Annotated in this window: 10 protein-coding genes; 5 read left to right on the top strand and 5 right to left on the bottom strand. The window is 60.8% G+C overall.

Translation table 11 applies throughout. The features are described from left to right. Positions 1 to 69 precede the first annotated feature (69 nt). On the top strand, positions 70 to 912 hold the full coding sequence (locus A3C3_RS0122980) for a DUF6030 family protein (RefSeq protein ID WP_145611985.1): 843 nt from the start codon (positions 70 to 72) through the stop codon (positions 910 to 912). Here the strand turns inward: A3C3_RS0122980 and A3C3_RS0122975 are convergent, their stop codons facing one another. The 3 genes from A3C3_RS0122975 to ung all read right to left on the bottom strand — a co-directional run bounded on the left by A3C3_RS0122975 (position 913) and on the right by ung (position 3,306). Continuing rightward, positions 913 to 1,521, bottom strand: coding sequence for an alpha/beta hydrolase (locus A3C3_RS0122975; protein ID WP_022716934.1), 609 nt, complete (start codon positions 1,519 to 1,521; stop codon positions 913 to 915). It abuts the gene before it with no gap. An 11-nt stretch (positions 1,522 to 1,532) separates the two neighbouring features. After that, the gene (locus tag A3C3_RS0122970; RefSeq protein ID WP_022716933.1) at positions 1,533 to 2,465 is read right to left on the bottom strand and encodes a VOC family protein; all 933 of its coding nucleotides are present in this window, start codon (positions 2,463 to 2,465) and stop codon (positions 1,533 to 1,535) included. A gap of 139 nt (positions 2,466 to 2,604) precedes the next feature. Then, positions 2,605 to 3,306 carry a uracil-DNA glycosylase gene (gene ung / locus A3C3_RS0122965; RefSeq protein WP_022716932.1) on the bottom strand — a complete coding sequence of 234 codons (702 nt, stop codon included), beginning with the start codon at positions 3,304 to 3,306 and terminating at the stop codon, positions 2,605 to 2,607. Positions 3,307 to 3,460: 154 nt separating this feature from the next. Between ung and A3C3_RS46200 the strand changes: the two genes are divergently transcribed. The 4 genes from A3C3_RS46200 (at position 3,461) to A3C3_RS0122945 (ending at position 8,778) form a co-directional block, all read left to right on the top strand. Continuing rightward, positions 3,461 to 4,888 carry a phosphomannomutase gene (locus tag A3C3_RS46200; RefSeq protein ID WP_028739921.1) on the top strand — a complete coding sequence of 476 codons (1,428 nt, stop codon included), beginning with the start codon at positions 3,461 to 3,463 and terminating at the stop codon, positions 4,886 to 4,888. Positions 4,889 to 4,921: 33 nt separating this feature from the next. Then, a complete protein-coding gene (locus tag A3C3_RS46195; RefSeq protein ID WP_028739920.1) occupies positions 4,922 to 6,349 on the top strand; it encodes a mannose-1-phosphate guanylyltransferase/mannose-6-phosphate isomerase in 1,428 nt (475 codons plus the stop codon). A gap of 94 nt (positions 6,350 to 6,443) precedes the next feature. Then, the gene (locus A3C3_RS0122950; protein WP_022716931.1) at positions 6,444 to 7,754 is read left to right on the top strand and encodes a UDP-glucose dehydrogenase family protein; all 1,311 of its coding nucleotides are present in this window, start codon (positions 6,444 to 6,446) and stop codon (positions 7,752 to 7,754) included. A gap of 7 nt (positions 7,755 to 7,761) precedes the next feature. Next, a complete protein-coding gene (locus A3C3_RS0122945; protein WP_022716930.1) occupies positions 7,762 to 8,778 on the top strand; it encodes an NAD-dependent epimerase/dehydratase family protein in 1,017 nt (338 codons plus the stop codon). Here the strand turns inward: A3C3_RS0122945 and A3C3_RS39000 are convergent. Together A3C3_RS39000 and A3C3_RS0122935 are read right to left on the bottom strand one after the other, a co-directional pair. Continuing rightward, the gene (locus A3C3_RS39000; RefSeq protein WP_022716929.1) at positions 8,726 to 10,573 is read right to left on the bottom strand and encodes a putative bifunctional diguanylate cyclase/phosphodiesterase; all 1,848 of its coding nucleotides are present in this window, start codon (positions 10,571 to 10,573) and stop codon (positions 8,726 to 8,728) included. The two genes, A3C3_RS0122945 and A3C3_RS39000, sit on opposite strands and share 53 nt — an antisense overlap. Before the next feature lie 131 nt (positions 10,574 to 10,704). Continuing rightward, positions 10,705 to 12,489, bottom strand: coding sequence for an IlvD/Edd family dehydratase (locus tag A3C3_RS0122935; RefSeq protein ID WP_022716928.1), 1,785 nt, complete (start codon positions 12,487 to 12,489; stop codon positions 10,705 to 10,707). Positions 12,490 to 12,502 lie beyond the last annotated feature (13 nt).

Genomic DNA, 12,502 nt, shown 5'->3' with positions numbered 1-12,502 from the left:
CGCAATTTGGTTGCAAGAGAAACCTGAAGCATGCTGTCTACAGTGGCGCATCTGCAATGAGTGAAAGCCTTGGCCACGCAACCCTCCGGCTTGCATATGAAAACGCCGCCGCCGCGCCGCAAGCGCCGCGCAGCATTGTGGCTGATGCTCACGCTTTCGATCTCGCTCGTTGCCGGCACGGTCCTGCTATCCAACGACATGCGCCATCTGCGCACCCTGGCAGCTTTGGCGGGTTACGATCTCAACCTGCAGGTCCAGCAACCAGAACCAACGCCGCTACAGCTGGTAGAGGTTTCAAAGCCTGCTCCGCAGCTGCCGGTCAAGATCCCGCCGAGGCTGATCGAGGTTCCGCAGCCCGAGCTCGCCGGAAATTTCCTGCGGACGTGGCGAAAATCCGGACCGGACATGTGCGAAACGTTGCGCAAGGCCGGCATAGAGATGACCCAATGGCGTGCCTCCGCCATGGGCAGCAGCGCCTATGAATGCTCTTTTCAAGAGGTCTACAAGGAAGATGGGGAGCGCCCGCTGAGCTCTGTGTTTCTGATTATTCGCGGAGATCGCAAAGGCGCGATTTTCAACATACGCGCCAAGATCGTCGGGCCGGCGACGGATAGCGCGGGCCGGCTCGATCCGTCTTTCATGCGCGTTTTCGAAACGGTGCTCGCACAATCGCATTGGCTGGATTTTCACGATGCCTTGAGCGCGATCCGAGAACTGAAGGATGTCAGAGAAGAAGGTTTTGGCGCAAGTGTCGTCTTCTCCCGCGAATTCAGCAGCGAAAACAGCTTCAATTTTATCATGACGATCAAGGCGGCACCCGGTCCGCAGATACGGACGAGGGCCTATTTTTCGACCGGACGCTGGATGCCCGCGCCGGAGGTCTCGGAAGCACTGCCGCCAATCTTCCGGTAGTTAGAAATAGGGCTCGAAGAAGCGCCGCACGGCGTCGATTTCGTTCGGACGGATGTCATGTCCGCCCGGGTGCCACTCGGTCTCGGTCGCAGCCCCCTGCCCGGTGAAATAGCCGGCGAGCGCTTGGGTCAGCCCGACCGGAGAGATCGGATCACGTTCGCCCGCCGTAATCAGCACCCTGCGGCCCTGGAGTTCTAGATTCGCCTTCGGCCGAAACGGAATGAGAGGATGCATGAGCACCGATGCATCGAACAGGCCGTTTTCGATCAAGACATTCGCCAGGATGTTCGCCCCGTTTGAAAAGCCGAGGCCAAGGATGTGCGACGCGCCGTGATCGACCGTCATGTCTTTCACGAACGACGCCAACTTCTGCGTGGCCCTGGCAAGATCGTCCATGTCGTAGACGCCCTCGCCGGTGCGCTTGAAAAAGCGTGCCGCCCCGTGCTCCGAAACATCCCCGCGGGGAGAGACGATCGTCGCATCGGGCAGAAGCCGCCGTCCGAAGTCGAAGAACTGGTTTTCATCCCCTCCGGTGCCGTGCAGCACGAAGAGGATGGGTTTTCCTGGCGCACCGGCATGGAGCCGGTGCACATAGCTATGGTCGTTCATCGATCTGCTCCTTAAGCTTCGAGCGGCTGCAGGTGCTGCTCGATCAGCTGCCGCAGATGCGCGTGCTGCTGCGGCAGCTTCAGCGCTTCGCCGAGATGAGCCGTATCTTCGTCCCGGTCGAAGCCGGGTTCGTTGGTGGCGACCTCGAAGAGAATGCCGCCAGGCGTGCGGAAATAGATCGCCCAGAAATAATCCCGGTCGATGACCGGCGTCACCTGGTAGCCTGTATCCATCAGTGCCTTGCGCACCTCGAGCTGCTTTTCGCGGTTGTCGACAGCAAAGGCAACATGGTGCACGGAACCGGCGCCCGGCAGAGCACGGGAGATATTCGGCATCGTTTCGAGATCGACCAGATGCGCACCGTTGCCGCCTGGCATCACCAGCCGCCTTACGCCGCCTTTCTCTTCCTGAACCTCATAGCCCATGAATTTCAAGAGTTCGGACGTCGCGCCCTCATCGCGAAGACGCATGGCGACAGAGTGGAAGCCACGGATGGCGTAATCCTCGCCGATGCCGCCATGCGTCCAGGGCTGGCGACCGTCATCCCGGACTTCAACAAGCGCGAAACCGTCGCCATCAGGACCCGCAAAGTGCAGTCGCTTTTGGCCGAAGCTCTCGTCCGCCTTGAGACCGCTGACGCCGAGCTTGGTGAGACGGTCGCTCCAAAAGCCGAGCGAACCCTCGGGAACGGAGAAAACGGTCGTACCGACTTCGCCGGTGCCAGGGCGGCCCTGCGCCATCTTGGGAAACGGGAAATAGGTCATGATCGAACCCGGCGAACCGGTCTCGTCGCCATAATAGAGATGATAGACGTCAGGCGCATCGAAGTTCACGGTCTTCTTGACGCGGCGCAAGCCGAGCGCGTTTGTGAAGAACTGGTTATTTGTACGGGCGTCCTCCGCCATCGATGTGACGTGGTGCAGGCCCTTGATCTGGTTGAGCATGTCGAGACCCCTTTCTTGCCCGCAATGGCGAGCCTTGATGGGTCATAAATGATTGCTTGGAGCGATTTGGAATAGTCCCAGAGACCAAAACGCATTGTCTCCTTTTATTGAACACCGATCCGGAGGTGTTCAGAAAACTCTAGGCATCCTGCGGATTGGCAGGCAACTCCCAGTCGACGGGCGCGCGGCCATGAGACTGCAGGAAAGCGTTCGCCTTCGAAAAATGCCTGCATCCAAAAAAGCCGTTATGCGCCGAAAGCGGCGACGGATGCGGCGCCTTGAGGACGAGATGACGGTCGGTATCGACAAAGGCCGCCTTCCGCTGCGCATAGGAACCCCAGAGCATGAAGACGACGGACTCGCATTCCTCGTTGACCTTGCGGATCACCGCATCGGTGAAACGCTCCCAGCCCTTGCCCTGGTGTGACGCTGCCTGCGCCTCCTCGACGGTCAGGACGCTGTTGAGCAACAGCACGCCCTGGCGGGCCCAATGCTCCAGGAAGCCATGCCGCGGCGGCTTGATGCCGAGATCGGTTTCCATCTCCTTGTAGATATTGACCAGCGAGGGCGGAATGCGCACGCCTGGGCGAACGCTGAAGCAGAGCCCATGCGCCTGTCCGAGGCCGTGATAGGGATCTTGCCCCAGAATGATGACCTTCACCTTTGCAAGCGGGGTGAGGTCAAGTGCGCGAAAATACTCCGACCCTTTGGGGAAGATACGCTTGCCGCTTTGCTTCTGCACCAGCAGGAAATCCTTGAGCTGCTGCATGTAGGGACTGGAAAATTCGGGCGCGAGTGCCGCCTTCCAGCTCTCTTCGAGCGCGATGGTCTGTTCGCTCATCGATAGTCCTCGTTCCACCGAAGGGGTTATAGATTTGCCTTGAAAAGGGAGGCGCGCAATATTTTAGTCACCTATCGCGGCCAAAATTTACGAAGTATCGTTAGACTGGTGATAATCGCGCAGGAAAGCAAGCGTCAGCAAAGGCTTAACACGCATGAAATTTGGAACAAGCGGCCTGCGCGGCCTTTCCGTCGATCTGGAAGGCAGGGCGTCGGTGGTCTACGCGACAGCGTTCGGGCAATATCTTCTTGAGAGCGGACGCGCGCAAAAAGGCGACCTCGTCATGCTCGGCCGCGACTTCCGCGATTCCAGCCCTGCCATCGCTGCGACATGCGCTTTCGCGCTGACCGCGCTTGGCTTCAGGGTCGCCGATTGCGGCACCGTCCCGACACCAGCGCTGGCATTTTATGGATCCCGTGACAAGGCCGCGAGCCTGATGATCACCGGCTCGCACATCCCGGCGGACCGCAACGGCATCAAATTCTACCGACCCGATGGCGAGATCGACAAGGCGGACGAAGCCGCGATTTCCGATCTTGCCGCCAAGCTCGACCGCTCCCTGCCTGATGAGGCAATGGCGGGAAAAGCAAAGGTCGAGGACCGGTCCGGCGAATGCGCTAGAGCCTTCATGGCGCGCAATGCCGGTATTCTCTCCAAAAATGCCCTTTCCGGCCAAAGGATCGGCGTCTATCAGCACAGCACCGTTGCCCGCGACATGATGGTGCGGCTGCTGTCGCATTACGGCGCCGAAGCCATCGCGCTTGGACGATCGGAGACCTTCATCCCAGTCGATACCGAAGCCGTTTCGGCGCAGACCGTTGCGCTTCTCAAGGATTGGGCGCAGTCCCTGACCCTTGATGCGCTCGTTTCGGCCGATGGCGACGGCGACCGGCCGCTGGTGACGGATGAGAACGGCATGCCCCTGCGTGGCGACTTGCTGGGGCTGATCACTGCGAATTTTCTGGACGCCGGAACCGTGGTCACGCCTGTCACCTCCAACTCCGGCATCGAGGCCGCCGGCGCCTTTGCCGTCACCCGCACGCGCGTCGGCTCACCCTTCGTCATCGCCGGCATGCAGGAGGCGATCATCGCAGGCAAGGACCGCGTGATGGGCTTCGAGGCCAATGGCGGCCTGCTGACCGGTTCGGATTTCAGCGTTAATGGCAGGACGCTTGAGGCACTGCCGACACGCGACTGCTTCTTGCCGATACTGGCAGTCCTTTCGCTGGCAGCGGCGCAAAAGAAGCCGCTGTCGGTCATTGCCGCTTCCTACAATCTTCCGATTGCGGCGGCCGATCGGCTGGAGAACTTCCCCGTCGAGACGAGCGCAAAATTGATGGCTTACCTGCGCGCCTTGCCGGAAAACCTGGCGGATTTCCTGAAGCCCATTGGAAGCCCCTCCACGGCGAGCGATATCGACGGCCTGCGCGTCACGCTGGCCGACAGGCGCATCATCCACTTTCGCCCCTCGGGCAACGCGCCGGAGATGCGCTGCTACGTCGAAGCGCAAACCGAACACGCCGCAAGCCAGTTGCTTGAAGCCGGACTGGGCCGGATCAGGCAGTGGGCCGGACAGAACTGATTGAAGACAGAAGATTTTGAGGAAACGCACCCGATGACGCAAAAGATCGTTCCCGTGATCATGGCAGGAGGCAAGGGCACGCGCCTGTGGCCGCTGTCGCGCGCTGCAGCCCCCAAGCAGTTCATTCAGTTCATCGGCGACAAGACGCTGTTTCAAGAAACGCTCGCCCGCGTCTCCGATCCGGCCCTCTACGAAGCACCGGTCGTGCTGACCAATGAGGAATTCCGCTTCCTCGTCGCCGAACAGGCCCGCGAACTCGATCTGGCGCTGAAGGCGATCCTGCTGGAGCCGGTTGCCCGCAACACCGCACCCGCCGTTGCCGCCGCTGCCGCCCTCGTCGCCGACCTTTTCGGCAAGGACGTGATCATGCACGTCCTTGGCTCGGACTATGAGATCGTCGCCGATCAAAGCTATTTCGACAGCGTCCGCGCCGCACGCGAAACGGCCGCCAGCGGCAAGCTCGTGACCTTCGGCATCGAGCCGACCGAACCGGCAACCGGCTACGGCTATATCGAAGGCGGCGAGCAGCTTTCGGCAGGCGCACAGACCGTGAAGCGCTTCATCGAAAAGCCGCCCCTGGACAAGGCAAAGGAGATGGTGACTGCCGGCGGCTTCTACTGGAATTCCGGCATGTTCATGTTCCAGGTGGGAGCGCTTCTTGCGGAAATGCGCAACTATGCGCCGGATGTCGTCGCCGCGGCCAGCGAGGCTGTTGCGAAGGCGACGCGCGATCTCGACTTCACCCGTCTCGACGCCCAATCCTTTGCGAAGGCCCCCAGCATCTCGATCGACTATGCGATCATGGAAAAGACGGCCAATGCCGCTGTCGTGCCCTCGCCCTTCAAGTGGTCGGATCTCGGCAGCTGGGATTCCGTCTGGAAAACCGGGACGCGCGACCCGAACGGCAATGTCGCGACCGCCAATACGACGCTTGTCAACAGCCGCAACTCGCTGGTGATGAGCCACGGCGTGCATCTTGCCGTGCAGGGAATGGAAGATGTCGCGGTGATTGCCAGTGAAGATGCCGTCTATGTCGGCAAGCTGCAGGACAGCCAGAGCGTCGGCGACCTCGTCAAGACGCTCGCCGCCCTGCCCGCGACGTCGAAACTGACGGAGACCCATCCGACCTCGTACCGGCCGTGGGGCGGCTATACCTCGATCTTCAACGGCGACCGTTTCCAGGTAAAGCGCATCTTCGTCACACCCGGCAAGAAGCTCTCGCTGCAGAAGCATCACCACCGCTCGGAACATTGGATCGTCGTCAAGGGCACGGCCGAGGTGACGATCGGCGAGAATGTACAGATGCTGCGGGAAAACGAGTCGGTCTATATCCCGCTCGGCGAGGTGCACCGCCTCGCAAACCCGGGCAAGATCTTGCTCGAACTGATCGAAGTGCAGACCGGCTCCTACCTCGGCGAGGACGATATCATTCGCATCGTCGACGAGTTTGGGCGCAGCTGAGAAGTGGGCTGTCTTGAATTTATGACGGTGCGCCTGTAACACGATCGCGTTTTGCCGCCGGCAGGCCGCGATCGTTTTTGATGAAGGTTATCCCATGCGCATTGTTATGATTGGTTCGGGCTATGTCGGTCTCGTCTCCGGCGCCTGCCTTGCGGATTTCGGCCACCACATCACCTGCGTCGATAAATCCGAAGCGAAGATCGACGCCCTTGAACGCGGCGAAGTGCCGATCTTCGAACCGGGCCTCGATGCCATCATCGAGCACAACCGCAGCGCCGGGCGCCTTGATTTCTCCAAGGATCTCGCTGCACCGGTCGCAGACGCCGATGTCGTCTTCATCGCGGTCGGCACGCCGTCGCGCCGCGGCGACGGCCATGCTGATCTCAGCTACGTCTATGCCGCCGCGCGCGAGATTGCCGCAGCCGTCAGCGGCTTCACGGTCGTCGTCACGAAGTCCACCGTTCCCGTCGGCACCGGCGACGAGATCGAGCGCATCTTCCGCGAAGAGTTCCCCGGCAAGGACATCGCCGTCGTCTCGAACCCGGAATTCCTGCGCGAAGGTGCTGCCATCACCGACTTCAAGCGCCCCGACCGCATCGTCATCGGCACCGAAGACCCGCGCGCCACGGAAGTCATGCGCGAAGTCTACCGGCCGCTCTACCTCAACGAGGCACCGCTTTATTTCTGCGAGCGCCGCACGTCCGAGCTGATCAAGTACGCCGCAAACGCCTTCCTCGCCATGAAGATTACATTCATCAACGAGATCGCCGACCTTTGCGAACAGATCGGTGCGGATGTGCAAAAGGTTGCCAAGGGCATCGGCATGGACAAGCGCATCGGCGACAAGTTCCTGCATGCCGGTCCCGGCTATGGCGGCTCGTGCTTTCCGAAGGACACGCTGGCGCTCGTCAAGACCGCGCAGGACTATGACAGCCCGATGCGCCTCATCGAAACGACGGTCGCAATCAACGACAACCGCAAGCGCGCCATGGGGCGTAAGGTGATCGCCGCCTGCGCCGGCAGCGTGCGCGGCAAGAAGATCGCCGTCCTCGGCCTGACCTTCAAGCCGAACACCGACGACATGCGCGATGCGCCGTCGATCACCATCATCCAGGCCTTGCTCGACGGCGGCGCCGCGGTTCACGTCTATGACCCGGAAGGCATGCAAGCGGCCAAGGAAATGCTCGGGCCGGTGACCTACGGCAATGACCCATACGAGATTGCCGAGGGCGCCGATGCCATCGTGCTCGTGACCGAATGGGATGAATTCCGCGCGCTCGACTTCAAGCGCCTGAAGTCCACGATGAAGAACCCTGTCGTCGTGGACCTGCGCAATATCTATCCCGTCGCCGAAATCACGCGCCACGGCTTCAGCCACTTTGCCGTCGGCAAGAAGACCGAGTAGAGATAAAATGCATTACTTCATAACAGGCACCGCAGGCTTCATTGGCTTTCATCTCGCGCGGCGCTTGTTGCAGGATGGGCATCGGGTTACCGGTTTCGACGGCCTGACGCCCTATTACAACGTCAAGCTCAAGCAAATGCGGCATGCGGCTCTGGCGCAGTTCCCGGCCTTCAAGCCGGTAATCGCCATGCTTGAGGATCAAAAGGCGCTCGAAGATGCAGTCGGCCAGGCAAAGCCGGACATCCTCATCCACCTCGCGGCCCAGGCCGGCGTACGCTACAGTCTTGAAAACCCCCGCGCTTATCTAAGCTCGAACGTCGAAGGCTCGTGGAACATTATGGAGACTGCCGAGCGCCACAATGTGCAGCATCTGATGCTGGCCTCGACCTCTTCGATCTATGGCGCGAACCCTTCCGTTCCCTTCCATGAGACCGACAGGGCCGACGAGCCCCTGACGGTCTATGCTGCGACCAAGAAGTCGATGGAGCTGATGGCGCACAGCCATGCACATCTCTACAAGCTGCCGACCACCGCCTTCCGCTTCTTCACCGTCTATGGTCCGTGGGGCCGCCCGGACATGGCGCTCTTCAAGTTCGTAAAGAGCATGCTGGAAAACCAGCCGATCGAAATCTACGGCGAAGGCAAGATGAGCCGCGATTTCACCTATATCGACGATCTCGTCGAGTCGATCGTGCGGCTTTCTTCGATTATGCCTTCGGAAGAAAACCGCATCGCCGACGACAAGGTCGAGACGCTGTCCCGCCAGGCGCCGTTCCGTGTCGTCAATATCGGCGGCGGTCAGCCGGTCAGCCTGATGGACTTCGTGGAGACCGTGGAAAAAGCGCTCGGCCAACCGGCGCAGCGCAAAATGCTGCCGATGCAAAAGGGCGACGTGCCGCGCACCTTCGCGAGCCCTGACCTGCTTGTCGCCCTGACGGGTTACAAGCCCGATACGAAGCTCGAAACCGGCGTCAGGGCCTTTGTCGAATGGTATCTGGAAGCCCGCCGGGAGCTGGAGCCGTAACCGCCAGCATCCGGCTGCCCGCGCCTGATTTGGCCGGGGTCCGGCGGGCCGGCGAAATGAGCTTGCCGATCTCCGCAGCCGGCATCGGATAGCCGAGCGCGTACCCTTGCAGCATGTCGCAGCCGAGCTGCGTCAACGCTTCGGCATGGCCCTCCGTTTCAACGCCTTCAGCGATCACGCCCACGTTGAGCGCCTTGGCGATGTCGATGATGGAGCTGACGACACAGCGCTGCTCCTCGGATTCGACGATGTCAGTCACCAGTTGCCGGTCGAGTTTCAAACGTTTTGGGCGCAGCCTAGCCAACCCGATCAACGAGGCGTGCCCCGAACCAAAATCGTCGATCTCGATATCGATGCTCATCTGTTTGATCTGATCGATGTTGCTCAAGAGCTTGTCATCGGGATCGTCGAGAAAGATCGTCTCCACCAGTTCGAAAGCGAATTCGCCCGGAGGAACCGCAAGCGCCCGCAGGCTGTCGAGCAACGCCGGATCGAACAGCCGCGCGCTCGAAATATTGACCGCTATGCGCGGAACGGCGGCACCCCGATCCTGCCAATGCCGGCGATCCTCCAGCGCCGTTTTCAGAATCGCCGCGTCGATTTCCGCCGACAGCCCATTCTCATCCGCGGCCTTCAAGAAGACGGCCGGCGACAGCACGCCCCTTTCCGGATGAATCCAGCGGGCAAGCGCTTCGAGGCCGGAAATCGCCCGCGTCTTGGCGTCGAACTGCACTTGGTAATAAGGAACAATCTCTCCGCGCTCCAGCCCGCGCTTCAGCTCTTCGGCGAGACGCCGTTTGCCGAGCAGGTCGTCCCGCAACTGCCGGGTAAAGAATTCGACGCGGTTTACCCCAAGTTTCTTCGCCTGATAGAGCGCAAGATCGGACTCGGTGAAGAGATTGCGCGTCCGCCGGCCGGCGCTCCATGATATCCCGATCGAGGTACCGGATTGCAGCAATTCCTGGCCGAACCGGATCTTCTTTCGCAGCCGCTGCTGGACATCCGCGGCAATGCGCGTGAGTTCTTCGACACCTGCGAAATTCCACAGCAGAATGACAAATTCATCGCCGCCAACGCGCGCAACCAGGCTGTTTCCTGGAACGGCGGCCGCCATCCGCAGCGCTGCCGCGCGCAGAACGGCGTCACCTGCGGCGTGGCCATGGCTGTCGTTGATCTGCTTGAACTGGTCGAGACCAAGGTGAAGGATCGCAAGCGTCGAGATCGACTTGTCGGCATGCAGTTCGGCAAACCGCCTGTCGAACAGGCGGCGGTTGGGCAGCCCGGTCAGGTAATCATGTTCGGCAGCATACTCGATCCGTGCGTTGCTTTCCTCGAGCGCCCTTGCCCGCGCTTCGGCGACCTGCCGCTGACGCTTCAGCTCCGCGTTCAGCATGACATCGGCCGTGACGTCCCACTCGGCGCCGATGAATGAGGGAGCACCCTCCTCGCTGACGTAGAAATGCGCCCGCGAGCGCAAATGCCGGACTTCGCCGTTCGGCAGGATGATACGGAATTCGGAATTATAGGCGCCGCGCCGGGCGATCGCCTCGTCGAATTCCTGCAATGCGCGTTGGCGGTCTTCCTGATGAACCGCGTCAAACCAAAACGATGTCGGAAGGACGCGCATGGTCTCGCCCGTTTGATAGAGCCGGTGCATTTGCGCATCCCAGAGGATCTGGTTGGTGCGCACATCGTGCTCCCAAACGCCGATCTGCGACGCATCGAGCGCAAGCTCGAGGCGCCTTAACAGATCCTGGAATTCCTGTTCCGACCGGGTCGGTGTCCTTTTCGGCAATTGACTGTCTCAGTCTTAAGCAGATGCGAGAAACTATGATACCGTCTCAAACCCACATTAACGAACCCTTTTATGGATTGCCGAGCTGGCTATTGGGAGTACTCTTCCTTACTCCCGCAGAATTTATTCGCCTAATGATTGTGGCGCGGCGGAACCCTTGCAATCTGTCGGAAGTCTGCCGCCCCTTCAAGCACAGCCCCTTCCGAAAGCTGACTGACCGACCGGCGGTAGATGCGCTGCCATGGCGTGGCGTCCGGCGGCACGGGCGGGACACCTTCCCCTTTCCGGCATTCGATCTCTGCGTCGTCGACCAACATGTCGCAGCGGCCCAGATTGAAATCGATGCGGATGATGTCACCGGTGCGAAGCCAGGCGAGACCGCCGCCGGCGGCACTTTCCGGCGAGGCATTGAGGATCGAAGGACTGTCCGCCGTACCGGATTGGCGGCCATCGCCGATCGTCGGCAGGCTGCTGATACCGCGTTTTAAGAGGTGGTCCGGCGGCTGCATATTGACGACTTCAGCTGAACCCGGCCAACCGATCGGCCCTGCCCCGCGGATGACGAGGATGGTATTCTCGTCGATATTGAGCGACGGATCATTGATGCGCTTGTGATAGTCCTCGGAACCGTCGAAGACGGTCGCCTTGCCTTCGAATATGCCTTCACGCCCAGGCTCCTGCAGGTAGCGTCTGCGGAAATCGTCCGAGACCACGCTCATCTTCATGATCGCGAAATCGAAGAGATTGCCCTTGAGTACGAGGAAGCCAGCCCGCTCCTTGAGAGGTTCCGCAAACGGCCGGATGACCTCACGGTCGCTTGCCTGCCGGCCTTCCAGGTTTTCGGCCAACGTCTTGCCGGTGACGGTCCGACAGTTGCCGTCGAGCTTAGAGGCCTGCAGCAGTTCCCACATGACCGCAGGCGTGCCGCCTGCCCTGTGATAGCGCTCGCCGAGATAGGCACCTGCCGGCTGGACGTTGGCAAGCAGCGGGATATCGAAGCCATGGACCTGCCAGTCGTCGGGATGAAGCTCGACACCGGCATGTTTCGCCATGGCCGCCAGGTGCGGCTGGGCATTGGTCGAACCGCCGATCGCCGAATTGGTGCGGATGGCGTTGAGGAAAGCCTCGCGCGTCAGGATATCCGATGGTTTCAGGTCTTCGAACACGATCTCGACGGCACGGCGCCCGGTGCGGTAGGCCATCTGGCCGCGCTCGCGGTAAGCCGCCGGAATGGCGCCACAACCCGTCAGCGACAGGCCGAGTGCTTCGGCAAGCGCGTTCATCGTCGAAGCGGTGCCCATCGTATTGCAGTGGCCGACGGATGGTGCGGAATCGAGCGCGGCCTGAAGGAACTCTTCCCGGTCGATTTCGCCGGCACCGAATTTGCGCCGCATGCGCCAGATCACAGTTCCCGATCCCGCCAGTTCGCCCTCGTGCCACCCATCAAGCATCGGCCCGCCTGAAAGTACAATGGCGGGAATATCGACGGTGGAAGCCGCCATAATCGCCGAAGGCGTGGTCTTGTCGCAGCCGGTGGTCAGCACGACGCCATCGAGCGGATAGCCATAGAGAATTTCGACGAGCCCGAGATAGGCGAGATTGCGGTCGAGTGCGGCCGTCGGACGCTTGCAGTTTTCGAAGATCGGATGCGTCGGGAATTCGATTGGAATGCCGCCGGCATCGCGAATACCGTCGCGCACCCGCTTGGCAAGTTCGACATGCACCCTGTTGCAGGGCGTAAGATCGCTGCCGCTCTGGGCAATCCCGATGATCGGCTTGCCGCAGCGCAACTCTTCCGGTGTGATGCCGTAGTTCATGAAGCGCTCCAGATAGAGCGCCGTCATGTCGATATGGTCAGGGTTATCGAACCAGTCCTGCGAACGCAGGCGGCGCTTCGGCGGCTTGTAGTCGTTCATTCTTTCCTCCAGA

Source organism: Rhizobium mongolense USDA 1844 (genome assembly GCF_000419765.1).
Classification (GTDB): Bacteria; Pseudomonadota; Alphaproteobacteria; order Rhizobiales; family Rhizobiaceae; genus Rhizobium; species Rhizobium mongolense.
Note: the sequence above shows the minus strand (reverse complement) of the source record. Positions and strands in the feature narration are given on the sequence as shown.

Coding starts and splice junctions, on each gene's coding strand:
- A3C3_RS46200 (WP_028739921.1), top strand. CDS start 3,461: ATGAAATTTGGAACAAGCGGCCTGCGCGGCCTTTCCGTCGATCTGGAA.
- A3C3_RS0122935 (WP_022716928.1), bottom strand. CDS start 12,489: ATGAACGACTACAAGCCGCCGAAGCGCCGCCTGCGTTCGCAGGACTGG.
- A3C3_RS0122970 (WP_022716933.1), bottom strand. CDS start 2,465: ATGCTCAACCAGATCAAGGGCCTGCACCACGTCACATCGATGGCGGAG.
- A3C3_RS0122945 (WP_022716930.1), top strand. CDS start 7,762: ATGCATTACTTCATAACAGGCACCGCAGGCTTCATTGGCTTTCATCTC.
- A3C3_RS0122975 (WP_022716934.1), bottom strand. CDS start 1,521: ATGAACGACCATAGCTATGTGCACCGGCTCCATGCCGGTGCGCCAGGA.
- A3C3_RS46195 (WP_028739920.1), top strand. CDS start 4,922: ATGACGCAAAAGATCGTTCCCGTGATCATGGCAGGAGGCAAGGGCACG.
- ung (WP_022716932.1), bottom strand. CDS start 3,306: ATGAGCGAACAGACCATCGCGCTCGAAGAGAGCTGGAAGGCGGCACTC.
- A3C3_RS0122950 (WP_022716931.1), top strand. CDS start 6,444: ATGCGCATTGTTATGATTGGTTCGGGCTATGTCGGTCTCGTCTCCGGC.